This window comes from Luteimonas padinae (assembly GCF_014652935.1).
Classification (GTDB): domain Bacteria; phylum Pseudomonadota; class Gammaproteobacteria; order Xanthomonadales; family Xanthomonadaceae; genus Luteimonas; species Luteimonas padinae.
Genome location: NZ_BMZT01000008.1, coordinates 150,628 through 169,263 on the forward strand (window position 1 = coordinate 150,628; position 18,636 = coordinate 169,263).

Below are 18,636 nucleotides of genomic sequence, written 5' to 3' on the forward strand. Positions count from 1 at the left end.
CGCGCCGTTGTACCGGGATGCGTCGCTGTACCGGGACGCGCCCTTGTACCGGGATGCGCCACTGTAGGAGCGGCTATAGCCGCGACCAGGGCGTGCCGAAGCGGCAATCGCGGCTATAGCCGCTCCTACAGCGGCGCTTCGGGGCTCAGGCCGGGTGGATGGCACCGAGGATGCGCGCACCCGCCGCGCCCGTGACCGCGGCCAGGTTTCCCGGACGACCCGCCAGCGTCTCGCGCGCCAGCCAGGCGAAGGCCATGGCCTCGATCGCGTCCGGGTCCAGGCCGTGCGCCGACGTCGATTCCACCACCATCCCCGGCAGCTCCGCCGCCAGCGCCGCCATCAGCCCCGGGTTGTGCACGCCGCCGCCGCAGGCGATCACGCGCGCGGTGTCCGGCTGGGTGGCACGCAGGGCGTCGGCCACGGTGCGCGCGGTCAGGGCGAGCAGGGTGGCCTGGACGTCCGCGGGCGCCTCGCCGCCCGACATGTGCGATTCGACCCAGGCGAGGTGGAAGCGGTCGCGGCCGGTGGACTTCGGCGGCGGCTGCGCGAACCAGGGTTCGTCGAGCAGCCGCGCCAGCAGCGTGCCGTCCACGCGCCCCGAGGCGGCGAAAGCGCCACCGCGGTCGAAGGCCTCGCCGCGATGGCGCAGGCACCAGGCATCCATCAGGCCGTTGGCGGGGCCGGTGTCGAAGCCGCGCACCGCACCCGCGGCCGGCAGCAGGGTGAAGTTGGCGATGCCGCCGAGGTTGAGCACCGCGCGCGACTCCGACGGGTCGTGCAGCAGCGCGGCGTGCAGCGCGGGCACCAGCGGTGCGCCCTGGCCGCCGGCGGCGACGTCGCGCGCGCGGAAGCCGGCGACCGTGGTGATGCCGGTGCGTTCGGCGATGGTCGCGGCGCAGCCGAGCTGCAGGGTGTAGGGCAGGGGGCCGTGCGGGTCGTGGCGCAGGGTCTGGCCGTGCGAGCCGATGGCGACGACGCCTGCGGCCGCGGTGCCGCTGTCGGCCAGCGCCTGCAGAGCGGCATCGGCAAAGGCGCGGCCAATGGCGACGTCGAGCCGGCCGACCTCGTCCAGCGACAGCGTCGCATCCTGCTGGCCGAGCGCGACCAGCCGCGCGCGCAGGGCGGAATTCCAGGCGTAGGTGCGGGCGAAGCGCAGCGTGGGCCGCGAGGTGGAGGCGTCGCTGTCGAAGTCCACCAGCGCGGCATCGATGCCGTCGGCGCTGGTGCCCGACATCAGGCCGAGGAAGCAGCGCGGGCGCGGCGCCTGCACGGGATCCTGCGTGGCCACCGGTGGTGCCGGATCAGCCCCGGCCGCGGCCCGCGGTGGCGTCGGCACGGGCAGCGGCGACGCGCGTGTCGTCGGCGTCTTCCGCCGGCACCTGGGCGTAGATGATGTCCTCGACGGTGCGGATGCGCGCCAGCGCCGGCCCGGTCTGGGCGCGGAAGGCGGCCAGCGCGGTGCCCTTCAGCGGCTCGGGCTCGGGCATGGTGTGCTGCAGCGGATTGCGATGCACGCCGTTGATGCGGAACTCGTAGTGCAGGTGCGGGCCGGTGGACAGGCCGGTGCTGCCGACGCGGCCGATCACCGTGCCCTGGCTGATGCGCTGGCCCTGGCGGATGCTGCCGAAGCCGGACATGTGCGCGTACAGCGTGGTGTAGCCGCGGCCGTGGTCGAGGATCACGGTGTTGCCGTAGCCGCCCTTCCAGCCCTTGAAGGCCACGCGGGCATCGCCGGCGGCCATGATCGGGGTGCCGGTGCGCGCGGCATAGTCGACGCCCTTGTGCATGCGCATGGTGCCGCGCACCGGATGCCGGCGCGAGCCGAACGTCGAGCTCAGGCGCGCGTACTGGATCGGCATGCGGATGAAGCTCTTCTTCAGCGGCCGGCCGTCGGCGTTGAAGTATTCGGTCTTGCCGTCGCGCTCGTAGCGGAACGCGGTGAACGGCTTGCCCTTGGCGGTGAACACGGCCGCCAGCACCTCGCCGGTGCGCAGCAGCTCGCCTTCGCGGTAGACCTGCTCGACGACCACGCTGAAACGGTCGTTCTGGGTGACGTCGGTGTTGAAGTCGATGTCGTACTGGAAGATCTCGTCGGTCAGCTTGTTGATGCTGGAGCCCGACAGGCCGAGCTTGCGCGCGCTGTGGAACAGCGAACGCCCGACCTTGCCGCTGACCACGGTGGTGCGGACCTCAAGCGGGCGCTCGACCACGGTCTCGGTGACCTTGTCGCCGTCCAGTACCAGCTCGACGCGCTCGGTCTCGCCGCGGTCGTAGCGCAGGGCCTTCAGCGGCGCCGGGCGACCGTCGGCGGTGGGCGCGCCGAAGGCGAAGCCGAGCTGTGCGCCCGGACGCAGGCGGGTCAGCGCCTGGCGGGCACCGGACTGCTCGAGCAGCGCGTGCATGGTGGTGGCCGGGACGCCCAGCTCGTCGAAGATGGCGCCCAGGGTCTGGCCCTTCTCCACGCTGACCAGCATCCAGTCGTTGCCCGCGGCCTCGGTGCGTGCGGGCTGCGACAGTGCGGGCAGCGCCAGCGACAGCGTGGTCAGGCGGGCGCTCGCCGGCACGTCGACGGCGGTGTTGAAACCGGGCACGATGGCCAGCAGCAGCGCACCGGCGGTGGCCGCGAGGCTGGCATGGCCCCACTGGCGGCGCGCCCAGCGGCGGCCTCCGATGGTCTCGGTCGCGGCGTCCTTCTGGCGGCGGGATGCGGTCTGGCGGGCCAGCTCGCGGAGGTTGCTGAGGCGGACGCGCGCGCTGCGCTGCGCGTCGGACGGTGCGGACGATTCGGGCGTGGTCATGTGCGGATCGGACCCTCGGCCCTTGCGTGACGGGCGCGTCACGGGGCCACCATAATGACGCGAACACCATGCGTCAAACCCCTGATGCCGTTGGGATTTCTCCTCGGGCAAGATTTTAACCAGGTGTTAACAACGCAGGTAAACTCCATCACGCTTTCACGACGTGCCGACGTCAGAACAGGAATTCCCGTGCTCCAGACTTCCCCCGCCCAGGCCCTCCAGCTGATCTCCCGCGGCGTCGACGAACTGCTCAAGGCCGACGAGCTCGAGGCCCGCCTGGCCACCGGCCGCCCGCTGCGGGTCAAGGCCGGCTTCGACCCCACCGCCCCCGACCTGCACCTGGGCCACACGGTGCTGCTGAACAAGCTGCGCCAGTTCCAGGACCTCGGCCACACCGTGATCTTCCTGATCGGCGACTTCACCGGGATGATCGGCGACCCCTCGGGCAAGAGCGCCACCCGTAAGCCGCTCTCACGCGAGGACGTGCTGGCCAACGCCCAGACCTACCGCGACCAGGTGTTCAAGGTGCTCGACGAGGCGAAGACCGAGGTCCGCTTCAACAGCGAGTGGTTCGGGACGATGTCGGCCGCCGACATGATCCGCCTGGCCGGCCAGCTCACCGTTGCGCGCATGCTCGAGCGCGACGACTTCGCCAAGCGCTATGCGGCGCAGCAGTCGATCGCGATCCACGAATTCCTCTACCCGCTGGTGCAGGGCTACGACTCGGTGGCGCTGGAGGCCGATGTCGAGCTTGGCGGCACCGACCAGAAGTTCAACCTGCTGATGGGCCGCGGCCTGCAGGAGACCCACGGCCAGAAGCCGCAGGTGGTGCTGACCATGCCGCTGCTGGTCGGGCTGGACGGCGTCAACAAGATGTCCAAGTCGCTGGGCAACTACATCGGAGTCACCGATCCGGCGATCGACTTCGTCAACAAGACCATGAAGATCGGCGACGAGCTGATGTGGGAGTGGATCGAGCTGCTGAGCTTCGACATCGGCATCGACGAGGCAGCCAGGCTCAAGGCGGAAGTGGCCGCGGGCACGCTCAACCCGCGCGAGGTGAAGCTGCGCCTGGCGCGCGAACTGGCCACGCGCTTCCACGACGCGGCGGCCGCGGAGACCGCGATCGCCGGCTGGCACGCGGCGGTGACCGGGCAGGGCGACACTTCGCTGCTGCCGCTGCAGGAGGTGGCGGTGCCGGCCGACGGCCTGCGCATCGCCGCGCTGCTGACCGCGGCCGGCATCACGCCGTCGAATTCGGAGGCCAACCGCAAGCTCAAGGAGCGCGCGGTGAAGGTCGATGGTGCCGTGGTGGAGGACGCGGGCGCGACCTTCGTGCCCGGCTTCGAGGGCGTGCTGCAGGTGGGCAAGCGCAACTTCGCGCGGGTGCGACTGGTCGCGGGTTGACCGGCACCTGGTGCCTGCCGCGGCCTGGGTGTGCGGCCGCGTCTGGTGTTCAGGCGATTGCGGCCGCGGCCATCACCATCAGCGCCACCACGCAGGCGAAGCCGCCCAGCCAGGCCAGGCTGCGCGCGAGCTGCACGTCGGCGACGTAGAAGATGCCGTGTGCCAGCCGCATCGCCACGAAGACGACGGCGAGCAGCGCGATGCGCCCGTGATCCACGCCGGCAAACTGCGCCATCAGCACGCCCGCGGCGAACGGCGCGAAGGCTTCGAAGGCGTTGAGGTGGGCGGCGTTGGCGTGCTGGACCCTGTAGTTGCCGTCCTGCTTGGCCAGCCAGGCGCGCGGGTTGCGGTTGTTGTAGCCGGGGCCTGAGGTCTTGGCGACCAGCGCGAGGACGTAGGGCAGCAACGCGGTGATCAGGATGCACCAGTAGGCGGTGGCGAGGGTCATGGCGGCGATTTCGTGCGTGGGAACCGCGGAAGTAAAGCAGGTTTTCCCGTGGGAGCGGCTGCAGCCGCGATCGCGCTGCCGATGCGGGTCGCCATCGCGGCTGTAGCCGCCCCCACAGGAAAACGGAAACGGCGCCCTGCGGCGCCGTTCCGTGCCACGCGTGCGGCCGTTGCCGGCCGCGGCGGTGGCCTACTTTCCGGAGCGCATCTCGTCGCGCGCGGCCTTGAAGGCATTGCCCTCGTACCAGTTCGGCCAGCCGCCCTCGTCGGCCAGGGTGCGGCCGACGCCGTACAGCGCCTCCAGGTCCTGGATCACGCCGTCGAGGTTCCAGGCCGGATCGAACTCGTCGGCGGGCTTGTGGTACGCGACTTCGGTGTAGCGCTTGCCGTAGGCCGCGCCGGCCTCCTTGCCACCTTCGACCAGGTCGTCGCCGCCCTTGGCGTACAGCGCCGGCACGCCCGCCTTGGCGTAGTTGAAGTGGTCGGAACGGAAGTAGAAGCCGCCGGCCGGGTTGCCTTCCATCACCAGGGTGCGGCCCTGGGCGTCGGCGTAGCGCTTGAGGATGTCCTCGAGCTCGGAGTTGCCCAGCCCGGTCACGACCATGTCGCGCGCGGGGCCGGCCACGCTCATGGCGTCGAGGTTGACCACGCCCACGGTCTTCTCCAGCGGGAAGGCCGGGTGCGCGACCTGGTACTTCGAGCCCAGCAGGCCGGATTCCTCCAGGGTCACGGCGATGAAGGCCACCGAGCGCTTCGGCTGGCCGTCGGCCTTGAACTTCTCCGCGATCTCGATGATGCCGGCGATGCCGGTGGCGTTGTCGACGGCGCCGTTGTAGATCGTGTCGCCCTCGCCCTCGTGCTTGCCGAGGTGGTCCCAGTGGCCCATGTAGACCACGGCCTCGTCCGGCGCCTCGCTGCCGCGCAGGATGCCGACGACGTTGCGCGAGGAGCTTTCGCGGGTGGTGCTGTCGAGTTCGAACGACACGCGCGCGTCCAGCGGCACGGCCTTGAAGCCGCGCTTGTTGGCCGCGACGTAGAGCGCGTCGAGGTCCTGGCCGGCATCGGCGAACAGCTGCTTGGCGGCCTCGGCGCTCAGCCAGCCCTGCGCGGGCAGGCGCGGTTCCGGGTCGTCGGATGCGCGCAGGTCGAACTGCGGTCCCGACCAGGAGTTCTTGACCACGTCCCAGCCGTAGGACGCCCCGGCGGTGTCGTGGATGATCAGCGCGGCGGCGGCGCCCTTGCGCGCGGCCTCTTCGAACTTGTAGGTCCAGCGGCCGTAGTAGGTCATGCGCTCGCCTTCGAACAGCGAGTCGTCCTTGGCGTGGAAGCCGGGGTCGTTGACCAGGATGACCACGGTCTTGCCCTTGACGTCGAGGCCGTCGTAGTCGTTCCAGCCCAGTTCCGGCGCGTCGACGCCGTAGCCGACGAACACCAGGTCGCTGTCGGCGACCTTGACCTCGGCCTCGCCGGTGCGGGTGCCGATCACCATGTCGGTGCCGAACGCCAGGTCGCGCTGCTGGCCGGCCACGTCCAGGCGCAGGACGGTGGATTCGTCCGCGGTGGTTTCGACCATGGGCACGGTCTGGAAGAAGGTGCCGTTGTCGCCGCCGGGCTCGAGGCCGATGCGCTCGTACTGGGCCTTGATGTACTCGACGGTCTTCTCGCCGCCGGGGGCGCCGGGGGCGCGGCCCTCGAATTCGTCGGAGGCCAGCGTCTTCACCATCTCGGCGAAGTCGTCCTTGCTCAGCTCCGGGCTGAACATGTGTCCGGAGGCGCCGCTGGCGGCCGTGGCCGGGGTGTCGCCGGTGGCGGGGGCGCTGGCGGGCTCGCCGCTGCATGCGGCCAGCGCCGTCGCGACGGCGAGGCTGAGCACGAGGTGGGTCGGTCGCATTCTCTGGGGTCCTGCGTGGATGGAACCCCCGATTCTATGCGCTCGGCACCACGAAGGGGCCGGGTCAGTCGTCCGTGCGCGCGGGTGCGGTCGGCGTGGAGTAGCGCACCGGCTGCGCACCGGTCACCGGGCCGATGCGCGCGCTGTCGTGTACGAAGAGGGCCACGTCGCGCTCGAACACCAGCGGGCCGTCGACCACCGCGCCCGGGCCGATGACCACGCGCGGCAGCCGCGTGCCCACGCGCACCGGCATCCAGTTGGCGCCGGGCTTGCGCACCTCGACGCCGCCGCGCACGTGCGAGCCGATGCCGATGGTCAGGTCGCCGTTGGCGAGGCGGACGTCGCCGGCGACTTCGGTCGCCACCAGGCCGATGTCGCCGTTGGTGGTCTCGACCGCGCCGGCGCGGCCGTGGCGGTCGATGAAGATGCTGCCGTTGACGGTGCGGACCTCACCGGCCACGCGCACGCGCTCGCCCAGGCGGATGCTGCCGTTGACCGTGGACAGCTGCCCGACGGTGACGTCGTTGCCGGCGCTGATGCTGCCGTTGGTGGTCGAGCCGGTGTCCGCCGTCACCCGGTCCGCCAGCCGGACGCTGCCGTTGGTGGTGCCCAGGCGCCCGTACTCGCTGCCGGCGGTGGTGGTCACCGCGCCGTTGGTGCGGACGATGTCCTCGCTGGCGCGGACGGTGCCCGGGAACAGCGCGGCCAGGACGAGGAGGGCGAGAACGAGGGTGGCGTGGATGGCGGCCATGCAGGGAGTCTGCGCCTGCCGGGCGCTACAATGCCCCTGTCCAACGTCACAGGGTCGAACGTCGTGCCAGAAGCCGCTTCCGTCCGCCGCCCGAAGCCGGTGGTGCTGCTGATCCTCGACGGCTGGGGCCACCGCGACGACCCCCGCGACAACGCGCTCGCGCTCGCCGACATCCCGAACTGGCGCCGCCTCTTCGCCGCGCATCCGACCACCCTGGTCCACACCGAGGGCACCCACGTCGGCCTGCCCGACGGGCAGATGGGCAATTCCGAGGTCGGCCACATGAACATCGGCGCCGGGCGCGTGGTCTACCAGGACCTCACCCGCATCGACGCCGCGATCGCCGACGCCAGCTTCTTTGCCAACGACGAGCTGGTCGCGGCCTGCCGCGCGGTGAACGCCACGGGCGGCACCCTGCACCTGCTGGGCCTGCTCTCGCCGGGCGGTGTGCACAGCCATGAGGCGCACCTGTTCGCCATGCTGGCGCTGGCGAAGCGCGAGGGCGTGGCGCGCGTGGCCGTGCACGCCTTCACCGACGGCCGCGACATGCCGCCGCGCTCGGCCGCGCCGAGCCTGCGCGCGCTGCAGGACGCCTGCGCCGCCGCCGGCAACGCGCACGTCGCCAGCGTCAGCGGCCGCTACTTCGCCATGGACCGCGACAAGCGTTGGGAGCGCGTGCGCCGGGCCTGGGACGCGATCGTGGACGCGCAGTCGCCGCACCATGCCCCGGACGCGCTCGCCGCGCTCGAGGCCGCCTACGCGCGCGACGAGAACGACGAGTTCGTCGCGCCCACGGTGATCGACGGTGCCGCGCCGGTGGCCGACGGCGACGCCGTGGTGTTCATGAACTTCCGCGCCGACCGCGCGCGCCAGCTCGCCGCCGCCTTCGTCGCGCCGGGCTTCGACGGCTTCGACGCGCGCCGCCCGGCGCTGGCGCGCTTCACCTGCCTCACCGAGTACGACGCCACGCTGCCGGCGCCGCTGGCCTTCCCGCCCGACGACCTGCGCAACACCCTGGGCGAGGTGCTGGGTGCCAGCGGCCTCACCCAGCTGCGCATCGCCGAGACCGAGAAGTACGCCCACGTCACCTTCTTCTTCAACGGCGGCAGCGAGGCGCCGTTCCCGGGCGAGGAGCGCATCCTCGTGCCCAGCCCGCAGGTCGCCACCTACGACCTGCAGCCGGAGATGAGCTGCCCGGAAGTGACGGAGAAGCTGGTGGCCGCGATCGCCTCGGGGCGCTTCGACGCCGTGGTCTGCAACTTCGCCAACCCCGACATGGTCGGCCACACCGGCGACCTGCAGGCGGCGATCCAGGCCGTCGAGGCGGTCGACAAGGCCCTCGGCGAGGTTGCCGCGGCGGTGGCCGCGCAGGGCGGCGAGCTGCTGGTCACCGCCGACCACGGCAACGTGGAGATGATGCGCGACCCGGAGACCGGCGAGCCGCACACCTCGCACACCGTCGGGCCGGTGGACCTGATCTACGTCGGCAACCGCGCCGGCGCGACGCTGCGCACCGGCGGCGCGCTGCGCGACCTGGCGCCGACGATGCTCGACCTGCTGGACGTCCCGAAGCCGGCGGAGATGACCGGCCGCAGCCTGCTGGCGTGAGCGACGCGGCGGCCAGGGCGGGCCGCGGTACCCGTGCGCAGCGCCGGCCGCGGGCCACCGCGTCGCGGCCCTGGCCCGTGCTGGCCTGGTGGCTGCTTCCGCTGCTCCTGGCGATGGCGCTGGGACCGGCCGCGGCGCAGGACAGCCGCGAGGCCCAGCGCCGCCTGGACAGGGTCAAGCGCGAACTCAACGAGGTCGGGCGCGAGCGTCGCCGCATCGAAGGCGAGCGCGGCACCGCCAGCCGCGGCCTGCGCGAGGCCGACGAGCGCGTGGCCCGCAACGCGCGCGAACTGGCAGGCACCGAAGCCGCACTGGCGCGCCAGCAGCAGGCGCTGGCGGAGCTGGAGGCGCGCCGCGACGCCGCCGCCGAAGGCCTGTCCGCGCAGCGCGCCGAACTTGCCACCCTGCTGCGCGCCGCCTACACCGTCGGCGGCCAGGCGCCGCTGAAGCTGATGCTGTCGCAGGACGATGCCGCCGGCGCCAACCGCAGCCTGGCCTACCACGGCTACCTGCAGCGCAGCCGCAGCGCGCGCATCGCCGAACTGTCGGCCGAGCTTGCCGGGCTGGAGGACATGGAGCGGCGGATCGCGTCCGAGCGCGAGGCCTTGGCCGCGACCCGCGAGCGGCAGCGCGAGCAGGCCTCGGCGCTGGAGCGCGAACAGGCCGAACGGGCGAAGGCGGTTGCCGAGCTCGACGCCCGCTACAAGGACCGCAGCGCCCGCGAGAAGGCGCTGGGTGCCGACGCGAAATCGCTGGAGAGCCTGCTCGCGCGCCTGCGCGAAGCAGCGCGCAAAGCCGAGGCGGAACGCAAGGCCGAAGCCGCGCGCCGCGCCGCCGCCGCCCGTCGCGAGGCCGGCACGGCAGGCCCCGGAAGCGGCAGTGGCGGCGGCCGCAGTCCCGTCCCGGACGCGCCGCGGGTGGCCGTCGCGCCCAGCGCGCCGGTGCAGGTCGGCGGCCTGTCCTGGCCACTCACCGGCAGCCTGCTCGCCGGCTACGGCGGGCGCATGCCCGACGGCCGCCGCAGCTCGGGCGTGCTGGTGTCCGCCGCCGCCGGCACGCCGGTCACGGCGGTGGCCGAGGGAACGGTGGTGTTCGCCGAGTGGATGACCGGCTACGGCCTGATCCTGATCATCGACCACGGCAACGGCTACATGAGCCTGTACGCCCACAACGACAGCCTGCTCAAGGGCCCGGGCGACCGCGTGCGCGGCGGCGACGCGGTGTCCACCGTCGGCACCTCGGGCGGGCAGGGCACGGCGGCGCTGTACTTCGAGCTGCGGCGCGACGGCAAGCCGGTCGATCCGAACACCTGGCTGCAGAAGCGCTGAACGACGACCGGGCGGGCAGGCGCGGGAGCGGCATAATCGGGTGGATCCCGCGCCACGGCGCAGGGCCGTCCATCCCGCGAACCCGGAGTCACGAATGCGTGCCAGCCTGTTGACGCTCGCCCTCGCCAGCCTGCTGGCCTTGCCCGCTGCCGCGCAGACGCCGCCGCCCGCGGAGCCGGAGACGCCGCCGCAGGTTGATGGTGCCGACCAGGCCGCGCCTGCACAGGAGGCGCCGGCGCAGGACGAACCGGCGCAGGAACCAGCCCAGGACGAGCTTGCGAAAAGCACGGATGCCGACGCGCCCGCCGACGCGCCCGCCGGGATGGACGGAGCCGAGGCCGTTGGCGCCACGGCCGGCGACGACGACGGGGAGGCCGCCAACAGCGCGGTTCCGCTGGACGAGATCACCCGCTTCGTCCTGGTCTTCAACGCCGTGCGCGCCGGCCACGTCGACGAGGTCAGCGACCGCGACCTGATGCAGGCCGCGATCCGCGGGCTGCTGCTCGATCTTGATCCGCACAGCGCCTACCTGCAGCGCAGCGACGCCGAGGCCTTCGAAGAGGGCACCACCGGCGCCTACGAGGGCATCGGCGTCGAGGTCATGCAGCTGCCCGACGGCAGCATGCGCGTGATCTCGCCGATGGACGGCAGCCCGGCGCAGCGCGCGGGCATCCGCTCGGGCGACGTCATCACCGCCGTCGACGGCCAGGCGCTGACGCCGGCCAGCCACGAGGGCCGTGGTCCGCTGCGTGGCCCGCCCGGCACCGAGGTCGGCGTGACGATCCTGCGCGAAGGCGAGGCCGAGCCGCTCGAGCTGCGCGTGGCGCGCGAGATCATCCGCACCGCCAGCGTGCGCGGCAGCATCCGCGAGCCGGGCTTCGGCCTCGTGCGCATCGCCTCCTTCCAGGCCGACACCGCCACCGACTTCGCCGCCACCCTGGACCGCCTCAACGGCGAGGCCGGCGGCACCGGGCTGCGCGGCCTGCTGCTGGACCTGCGCAGCAACCCCGGCGGCCTGCTGACCTCGGCGGTGCAGATCGCCGACGACCTGCTGGAGAGCGGCGGCATCGTCAGCACGCGCGGCCGCATCCAGGTCGGCGACACCGCGTTCAACGCGACGCCCGGCGACCGCATGCAGGGCCGTCCGGTGGTGGTGCTGGTCGACGCCGGTTCCGCCAGCGCCTCCGAGGTCCTGGCCGGCGCGCTGCGCGACAACGAGCGCGCCTGCATCGTAGGCAGCCGCACCTTCGGCAAGGGCTCGGTGCAGACGCTGCTGCCGCTGGACAACGGTGATGCGGTCAAGCTCACCACCGCGCGCTACTACACGCCGGGCGGCACCTCGATCCAGGCCCGGGGCATCGAGCCCGACCTGGTGATCGACGGCAAGGGCGCACCGGCCAGCGGCTACGCCGAATCGGCGCTGCCGGGCCACCTCGCCGCCGACGGCGAGGAGGGCGGGCGGCCGGGCCAGGTGCTCGACGGCGACGAGCCGGTCAAGGCGGCGATGGACGCGCTGCGCCGACTCGCCTCCGGTGGAACCTGTGCGCTGCCGGCGACGCCGGCGGCCGGGGAAACTCCGCCGGCCGACGCCGCTCAGTAGCCCTTCTGGCGCCGCAGCCGCCGCGCGATCGCGCCGCGCGAAAGCAGCGCGAACGCCACGCCGAAGGCGAAGCCGGCGATGTGGGCCGGCCAGGCCACGGCACCGAACGCGGGCCCGATGTAGGCGAACACCACCTGCAGCAGGGCCCAGGTGCCGATCAGCAGCGAGGCCGGCGCGCGCACGAACTCGAGGAACAGGCCCAGCGGCAGCACCACGCCGAGGTGCGCGCGCGGGAACAGCGCCAGGTAGGTGCCGATCAGCGCCGAGACCGCGCCGCTGGCCCCGATCACGAAGCGGTCCGGCGCGTCGATCACCAGCACGCTGACGAGGTTGGCGAACGCGCCGCCGGCCAGGAACAGCACCAGCAGCCGCCACGAGCCGAGCACGCGTTCGGCCGGCAGCCCGAAGATCAGCAGGAACACCAGGTTGCCGAGCAGGTGCGCCCAGTCGGCGTGCACGAACAGCGCGGTGAGCAGGCGCAGCCCGCGCTCGCCCTCGCCCCACCAGTCCGCCAGCGCGCCCCGGGCCAGACCGCCGGTCAGCGCGCCCCAGCGCGCCATCAGCGCCTGCTCGACGGCCTCGGGCCGGGTGCTGGCCCACAGGTAGACGCACCACAGGGCCGCGCAGAGCAGCGGCGTGGCCCAGCGGAAGGCGGGGCGTGCGTGCGTGGGGATCGAGACGAACATGACTGCGGACGGGGCCGGAAGGCGGGCGTGGCCGGCCAAGATACCCGCCCGGAGGCGTGACGCGGGACACCTGTGCAACACCATCCGCCACGGTATAGTGCGCGGCACTCCAACAACTACAAGCCACTGTCAGGAGCTTCCCAGCAATGCGTATCTCCCCCGTCTACCAGGCTTCGGCCCTCGCGCTCGGCATCGCCGGTGCCCTGGCCTTCGCCCCGGCCCACGCGTCCGGTTTCCAGCTCAAGGAAAACAGCGTCAAGGGCCTCGGCGCCGCGTTCGCCGGTTCCGGCGTCAACGAAGGCGACGCCTCGGTCGTGATCAACAACCCGGCTGCGATGACCCGCTTCGAGGGCACCACGGTCCAGGCCGACCTCTCGGTGATCGACCTGACCTACGAGTTCAAGGGCAGCGGCACCGACGCGCTCGGTCGCCCGCTCACCGGCGGCGACGGCGGAAACGCCGGCGACGTCATTCCGATCCCGGCGTTCTCGGTGATCCACAAGCTCGACAACGGCCTGGCGCTGGGCGCCATGGTCAGCGCGCCGTTCGGCCTGAAGACCGAGTACGAGCCCGACTGGCAGGGCCGCTACTTCGCCGACACCTCCGACGTCCAGATCATCAACCTGACCTTCTCGGCCGCGCTGGACATCACCGACCGCTTCTCGGTGGGCCTGGGTGCGATCTACTCCAAGGCCGACGTGACCCTGTCGAAGTCCGTCGACTTCGGCACCCTGCTGTTCTCCAACCCGGCCACGCGCCCGCTGCCGTTCGCGGTGCCGCAGGCGCGGGATGGCCACGCCGAGATCCAGGGCGACGACACCGGCTTCGGCTGGGTCGCGGGCTTCACCGCGCGTCCCACCGACCGCTTCTCGTTCGGCGTGAACTACCAGTCCGAAATCGACTACGAGCTGCGCGGCACCGCCGAGTGGCAGGTCCCGGGCGACGTGCGCGCGGTGTTCAACAGCAACCCGATGACCGCCCAGCTGTTCCAGAACGGCGGCGCCGGCGCCAAGCTGACCACGCCCTCGACCTTCTCGGTCGCGGCCCGCTACGACTTCACCGACCGCTTCGCGATGATGGCGACGTGGGCCGAGACCGGCTGGTCCTCGCTGCAGGAAGTGCGCATCGACTTCGACAACCCGGATCCGGACTCGGTCGAGCCCTTCGGCTGGGAGGACACGCAGTTCGCCTCGATCGGCGCCGAGTACAAGCTCAACGACGCGTGGACCCTGCGCGGCGGCGTCGCGTTCGACGAGACGCCGACCAGCATCGAGCACCGCACCCCGCGCCTGCCCGATGCCGACCGCAACTGGTACTCGGTCGGTGCCACCTGGGACGTGAGCGATGCGCTGTCGGTGGACTTCGCCTTCACCCACCTGAAGCCGAAGGATCCCGAAGTCGACGTCACCAGCGGCGGCAGCACCATCGCCGGTCCGTTCGACGGCGACGCCAACCTGTTCGGCGTGTCGGCGCAGTACCGCTTCTGACCCATTCGGCGGCCCCTCGCGGGCCGCCGGTGGCGGAACAGCAAAAGCCCCGCATCCGCGGGGCTTTTTCTTTGTAGGAGCAGCTACAGCTGCGACCCGTGCTGGCAGCGATCGCGGTCGCAGCTGTAGCTGCTCCTGCGGGCCGCGGGTGGCGGACGGGGAGGCTCAGTCGCCCAGCGTCAGCAGCGAGGCGTTGCCGCCGGCGGCGGTGGTGTTGATGGTCACCGTCTTCTCGGTGGCGAAGCGCGGCAGGTAGTGCGGGCCGCCGGCCTTGGGGCCGGTGCCGGACAGGCCCTGGCCGCCGAAGGGCTGCACGCCCACCACCGCGCCGATCTGGTTGCGGTTGACGTAGATGTTGCCCACCTTCGCGCGCGAGACGATGCGCTCGACCGTCTCGTCGATGCGCGAATGGATGCCGAGCGTCAGCCCGAAGCCGGTGGCGTTGATGGCGTCGACGACCTGGTCGAGCTCGCTCGCCTTCCAGCGCACCACGTGCAGCGCCGGGCCGAAGTTCTCGCGCTCCAGGCGGCCGATCGAATCGATCTCCCAGGCACGCGGCGCGAAGAAGGTGCCGTGGGCGGCTTCGTCGGGCAGCGCGGCCTGCGCGACGAGGCGGCAGCCGGCCATCTCGCCGGCGTGGTCCTCGAGCAGGCCCAGCGCGTCGGCATCGATCACCGGGCCGACGTCGGTCGACAGCTGGCCCGGGTCGCCCACCACCAGCTCGGCCATGGCGCCGGCCAGCATGTCGACCACCTTGTCGGCGATGTCGTCCTGCACGAACAGCACGCGTGCGGCCGAGCAGCGCTGGCCGGCCGAGGTGAAGGCCGAACCGATCGCGTCCTTGACCACCTGCTCGGGCAGCGAGGACGAGTCGGCGATCAGCGCGTTCTGGCCGCCGGTCTCGGCGATCAGCACGCCGATGGACGCGTCGCGGGCGGCGAGCGCGCGGTTGATCGCGCGCGCGGTGGCGGTGGAGCCGGTGAAGGCCACGCCGGCCACGCGCGGGTCGGAGGTGAGCGCGGCGCCGACGCTGGCACCGTCGCCGGGCAGCAGCTGGAGCACGGTCTCCGGGATCCCGGCCTCGTGCAGCAGCTTCACCGCCGCGTGCGCGACCAGGTTGGTCTGCTCGGCCGGCTTGGCGATGACGCTGTTGCCGGCCGCGAGCGCCGCCGCCACCTGGCCGCAGAAGATCGCCAGCGGGAAGTTCCAGGGACTGATGCAGACGAACACGCCGCGGCCTTCAAGCTGCAGCACGTTGGACTCGCCGGTGGGGCCGGGCAGGGCCTGCGCACCGAACTGGCGACGGGCCTCGCCGGCGTAGTAGCGCAGGAAGTCGACCGCCTCGCGCACCTCGGCGACGCCGTCGACGACGGTTTTGCCGGCCTCGCGCGTGCACATGGCGATGAACTTCGGCATCTGCTGCTCCATCACGTCGGCGGCGTGCTCGAGGATCGCGGCGCGCGACGCGGCCGGTGTCGCGTTCCAGGCCGGCTGGGCGGCGACGGCGTTGGCCAGCGCGCGCTCGACCGTGGCGGCGTCCGCGGCCTGCCAGCGGCCGACCACGCGGCGGCGGTCGGCGGGATCGGTGACGTCGGCCCAGGCGGCGGCGGTGGTCGCGCCGGGCACAAGCGGCGCGGCCTGCCACTGCGCCGTTTCGGCGGCGATGGCGGCGGCCAGGGTGCGCAGATCGTCGTCGTTGGCGAGGTTGATGCCCATGGAATTGGTCCTGTCGATGCCGACGCTGCGGAACAGGTCGGCCGGTAGCGGGATGCGCGGATGCGGGATGGAGTCGAACGCGGACACGACCTCGACCGGGTCGCGGACCAGGTCCTCGATCGCCACGTCCTCGTCGGTGATGCGGTTGACGAAGCTGGAGTTGGCGCCGTTCTCGAGCAGGCGGCGCACGAGGTAGGGCAGCAGGTCCTCGTGGCTGCCGACCGGCGCGTAGACGCGGCAGGGCACGTCCAGGCGGTCGGCCGGGATCACCTCGTCGTAGAGGTCGTCGCCCATGCCGTGCAGCTTCTGGAACTCGAACGGCCGGCCGGCGCCCATGCGGTGCACGGCGGCGATGGTCTGCGCGTTGTGGGTGGCGAACATCGGATAGACCGCGTCGCCGGCGTCGAGCAGGCGGCGCGCGTTGGCCAGGTAGCTGACGTCGGTGTTGGGCTTGCGCGTGAACACGGGATAGCCCGCGTGGCCCTCGACCTGGGCGCGCTTGACCTCGGCGTCCCAGTACGCGCCCTTGACCAGGCGCACCGGGATCCGGCGGCCGCCGCGGCGCGCGAGCCCGGCGATCCAGTCGATCACGAACGGCGCGCGCTTCTGGTAGGCCTGCACCACGATGCCGAAGCCGCTCCAACCGGCCAGCGACGGGTCCGACCAGGCGGCTTCGATCACGTCCAGCGACAGCTCCAGGCGGTCGGCCTCCTCGGCGTCGACGGTCAGGCCGATGCGATGGCCCTTCGCGCGCTGCGCGAGGTCCAGCAGGCGCGGGGCGAGCTCGGCCAGCACCCGTTCGCGCTTGGCGTGCTCGTAGCGCGGATGCAGCGCCGAGAGCTTGACCGAGATCGAGGGCGCGACGATCTCGTCGGCCGCGCCGCCGGCGCTGCGGCCGATGGCGTCGATTGCGCTGCGGTAGGCCTCGAGGTAACGGTCGGCGTCGCGCTGGGTGAGCGCGGCCTCGCCGAGCATGTCGTAGGAGTAGCGGTAGTTCGCGTTGCGGCCCTTGCGGGCGCGCCCCAGCGCCTCGCCGATGGTGCGGCCCATCACGAACTGGTGGCCCATGATCTTCATCGCCTGGCGCACGGCCAGGCGGATCACCGGCTCGCCCACGCGGCCGACCAGGCGCTTGAAGGCGCCGTGCACGTCGCGCCTGGTGTCGTCGGCCAGGTCGACCAGGTGGCCGGTCAGCATCAGGCCCCAGGTGGAGGCGTTGACCAGCACCGATTCCGACTGGCCGACGTGGCGCTTCCAGTCGGCCTCGCCCAGCTTGTCGCGGATCAGCGCGTCGGCGGTGTCCTGGTCGGGAATGCGCAGCAGCGCCTCGGCCACGCACATCAGCAGCACGCCCTCCTCGCTGCCGAGGTCGTACTGGCGCATGAAGGACTCGACCACGCCCTGATCGCGCGCGCGCAGGCGCACGCGGCGCACCAGGTCGGCGGCGGTGGCGGCGATCGCGGCGGTGTCGGCGGGCGGCTGGCGCGCCTCGGCGAGCAGCGCGCGCACGCGGGTGGCTTCGTCCGCCAGCCAGTGCTGCGTGATCGCCGCGCGCAGCGGGTCGGACGGCGGCGGAAGGTCGCCGGGAAGGGGCTTGGTCACGGTGGTCCGGACATCGAGGGTGAGAGAGGAGGATTCTAGTCCTCCGGGTGCGCTTTGCGCCCTGTTCGCGAAGTGTCCGCGGGCGCGCCGGGGCGCCCCTTGCGCATTTTTTCGCACGCCGTATTGACCGGGCGCGTTGCAGGCCCGCGATGGATGTGCTTGCCGGTCCGCGTACGCGACGGCTACCATCGCTACGATCAGGCGCCCCCGGCGGGGCGTGGCCGGTTCGACCGCGCGGGGCAGAGGCCGGTGCGGATGGGCCATCCGACCAACGTAGATGGCAGGCGGCCGCCGGGCCGCGATCGAACATTTGGGGTTGCGCGCATGATGCAGGGGCGATTCTCGCGGTGGATTCTGGCGCTCGTCGCCGCGGCGCCGATGGCGGCCATGGCCCAGGCGGCCGATCCGTCGCGATGGCAGCTGAACATGGGGCGGGGCGTGACCGCGACGTCCCAGAACGCCTACGAGGCCCACATGCTGGCGCTGTGGATCTGCCTGGCCATCGGCCTGGTGGTCTTCATCGCCATGGGCTACGCGATCTTCGCGTTCCGCAAGTCCAAGGGCGCGGTGGCGGCCAAGTGGAGCCACCACACCGGCCTTGAAGTGCTGTGGACGGTGATCCCGGTGATCCTGCTGGTGATCATGGCCTGGCCGGCCACCAGCAAGCTGATCGCCATGTACGACACCCGCGAATCCGCGATGACGGTCAAGGTGACCGGCTACCAGTGGATGTGGAAGTACGACTACCTGGGCGAGGACGTCTCCATCACCAGCCGCCTCGACCGCGAACACGACCGCATCCGGCAGGCCGGCGAGCGCCCCGACCCGGCGGCGCACCCCTACTACCTGCTCGAGGTCGACAACGAGCTGGTGGTGCCCGTCGACACCAAGATCCGCTTCGTGATCACCGCCGACGACGTCATCCACTCCTGGTGGGTGCCGGCGCTGGGCTGGAAGCAGGACGCGGTGCCGGGCATCGTCAACGAGGCCTGGGCCGAGATCCGCGAGCCGGGCGTGTACCGCGGCCAGTGCGCCGAGCTCTGCGGCAAGGACCACGGCTTCATGCCGATCGTGGTGCGCGCGGTGCCGAAGGACGAATACGCGACCTGGCTGGCGTCGATGAAGACGGTGGACACCGGGGTGCCGACCGATCCCTCGCTGGTGCCCGAGGGCGGCGACGGCAACGCGCCGCGGTCCATCGACCCGGACATGATCGAAGACATCCAGCAGGGCGAGGAGCCCACCGCCCCGCAGGCGCCCGCCGCCGCATCCGCCGACGCCTCCAGCGCCGCCTGACCGAACACGAAAGGCCGAT

At 72.2% G+C, this 18,636-nt stretch carries 13 protein-coding genes; 6 read left to right on the top strand and 7 right to left on the bottom strand.

The window, feature by feature from the left end:
- Window positions 1-145: 145 nt before the first annotated feature.
- The gene (locus IE168_RS10730) at window positions 146-1,288 is read right to left on the bottom strand and encodes an anhydro-N-acetylmuramic acid kinase (RefSeq protein ID WP_268245216.1); all 1,143 of its coding nucleotides are present in this window, start codon (window positions 1,286-1,288) and stop codon (window positions 146-148) included.
- Window positions 1,289-1,301: 13 nt separating this feature from the next.
- The gene (locus IE168_RS10735) at window positions 1,302-2,798 is read right to left on the bottom strand and encodes a M23 family metallopeptidase (protein WP_189498115.1); all 1,497 of its coding nucleotides are present in this window, start codon (window positions 2,796-2,798) and stop codon (window positions 1,302-1,304) included.
- 189 nt (window positions 2,799-2,987) lie between these two features.
- On the opposite strand from IE168_RS10735, the gene tyrS reads away from it, so the two are divergent.
- Window positions 2,988-4,205, top strand: coding sequence for a tyrosine--tRNA ligase (gene tyrS / locus IE168_RS10740; RefSeq protein WP_229823417.1), 1,218 nt, complete (start codon window positions 2,988-2,990; stop codon window positions 4,203-4,205).
- Between the two features lie 49 nt (window positions 4,206-4,254).
- Here tyrS and IE168_RS10745 read toward each other — a convergent pair whose 3' ends face one another.
- The 3 genes from IE168_RS10745 to IE168_RS10755 form a co-directional block, all read right to left on the bottom strand.
- Window positions 4,255-4,653 carry an MAPEG family protein gene (locus IE168_RS10745; protein WP_189498119.1) on the bottom strand — a complete coding sequence of 133 codons (399 nt, stop codon included), beginning with the start codon at window positions 4,651-4,653 and terminating at the stop codon, window positions 4,255-4,257.
- Window positions 4,654-4,842: 189 nt separating this feature from the next.
- Entirely contained in the window at window positions 4,843-6,543 is a 1,701-nt protein-coding gene (locus IE168_RS10750; protein ID WP_189498121.1) for a M28 family metallopeptidase, read from the bottom strand.
- Window positions 6,544-6,607: 64 nt separating this feature from the next.
- A complete protein-coding gene (locus IE168_RS10755; RefSeq protein WP_189498122.1) occupies window positions 6,608-7,294 on the bottom strand; it encodes a DUF4097 family beta strand repeat-containing protein in 687 nt (228 codons plus the stop codon).
- A 30-nt stretch (window positions 7,295-7,324) separates the two neighbouring features.
- Between IE168_RS10755 and gpmI the strand changes: the two genes are divergently transcribed.
- From gpmI to IE168_RS10770, 3 genes are all read left to right on the top strand, one after another.
- Window positions 7,325-8,902: a 2,3-bisphosphoglycerate-independent phosphoglycerate mutase gene (gene gpmI / locus IE168_RS10760; RefSeq protein WP_189498124.1), complete on the top strand. Its 1,578-nt coding sequence runs from the start codon at window positions 7,325-7,327 to the stop codon at window positions 8,900-8,902.
- Window positions 8,899-10,230 (top strand): murein hydrolase activator EnvC family protein, encoded by a 1,332-nt coding sequence (locus IE168_RS10765; protein ID WP_229823420.1) that lies wholly within the window; start codon window positions 8,899-8,901, stop codon window positions 10,228-10,230. Before gpmI ends, IE168_RS10765 begins: the two co-directional genes overlap by 4 nt.
- Window positions 10,231-10,324: 94 nt before the next feature.
- Window positions 10,325-11,830, top strand: coding sequence for a S41 family peptidase (locus IE168_RS10770; RefSeq protein WP_189498126.1), 1,506 nt, complete (start codon window positions 10,325-10,327; stop codon window positions 11,828-11,830).
- Here IE168_RS10770 and IE168_RS10775 read toward each other — a convergent pair.
- Window positions 11,824-12,516: a rhomboid family intramembrane serine protease gene (locus IE168_RS10775; RefSeq protein ID WP_189498128.1), complete on the bottom strand. Its 693-nt coding sequence runs from the start codon at window positions 12,514-12,516 to the stop codon at window positions 11,824-11,826. The two genes, IE168_RS10770 and IE168_RS10775, sit on opposite strands and share 7 nt — an antisense overlap.
- A 146-nt stretch (window positions 12,517-12,662) precedes the next feature.
- Here IE168_RS10775 and IE168_RS10780 point away from each other — a divergent pair, with 146 nt between their 5' ends.
- Window positions 12,663-14,003 (top strand): OmpP1/FadL family transporter, encoded by a 1,341-nt coding sequence (locus IE168_RS10780; RefSeq protein ID WP_189498130.1) that lies wholly within the window; start codon window positions 12,663-12,665, stop codon window positions 14,001-14,003.
- 165 nt (window positions 14,004-14,168) lie between these two features.
- On the opposite strand, the gene putA is transcribed toward IE168_RS10780, so the two are convergent.
- The gene (gene putA, locus IE168_RS10785) at window positions 14,169-17,321 is read right to left on the bottom strand and encodes a bifunctional proline dehydrogenase/L-glutamate gamma-semialdehyde dehydrogenase PutA (RefSeq protein ID WP_229823422.1); all 3,153 of its coding nucleotides are present in this window, start codon (window positions 17,319-17,321) and stop codon (window positions 14,169-14,171) included.
- A gap of 327 nt (window positions 17,322-17,648) precedes the next feature.
- Between putA and coxB the strand changes: the two genes are divergently transcribed.
- Window positions 17,649-18,617: a cytochrome c oxidase subunit II gene (gene coxB / locus IE168_RS10790; RefSeq protein WP_386659574.1), complete on the top strand. Its 969-nt coding sequence runs from the start codon at window positions 17,649-17,651 to the stop codon at window positions 18,615-18,617.
- Window positions 18,618-18,636 lie beyond the last annotated feature (19 nt).

Bases quoted from the DNA above. Each gene is read 5' to 3' on its own strand.
- IE168_RS10775 (WP_189498128.1), bottom strand. From the start codon at position 12,516: ATGTTCGTCTCGATCCCCACGCACGCACGCCCCGCCTTCCGCTGGGCC.
- IE168_RS10745 (WP_189498119.1), bottom strand. From the start codon at position 4,653: ATGACCCTCGCCACCGCCTACTGGTGCATCCTGATCACCGCGTTGCTG.
- IE168_RS10750 (WP_189498121.1), bottom strand. From the start codon at position 6,543: ATGCGACCGACCCACCTCGTGCTCAGCCTCGCCGTCGCGACGGCGCTG.
- IE168_RS10770 (WP_189498126.1), top strand. From the start codon at position 10,325: ATGCGTGCCAGCCTGTTGACGCTCGCCCTCGCCAGCCTGCTGGCCTTG.
- gpmI (WP_189498124.1), top strand. From the start codon at position 7,325: ATGCCCCTGTCCAACGTCACAGGGTCGAACGTCGTGCCAGAAGCCGCT.
- coxB (WP_386659574.1), top strand. From the start codon at position 17,649: ATGCAGGGGCGATTCTCGCGGTGGATTCTGGCGCTCGTCGCCGCGGCG.
- IE168_RS10735 (WP_189498115.1), bottom strand. From the start codon at position 2,798: ATGACCACGCCCGAATCGTCCGCACCGTCCGACGCGCAGCGCAGCGCG.
- IE168_RS10755 (WP_189498122.1), bottom strand. From the start codon at position 7,294: ATGGCCGCCATCCACGCCACCCTCGTTCTCGCCCTCCTCGTCCTGGCC.
- IE168_RS10780 (WP_189498130.1), top strand. From the start codon at position 12,663: ATGCGTATCTCCCCCGTCTACCAGGCTTCGGCCCTCGCGCTCGGCATC.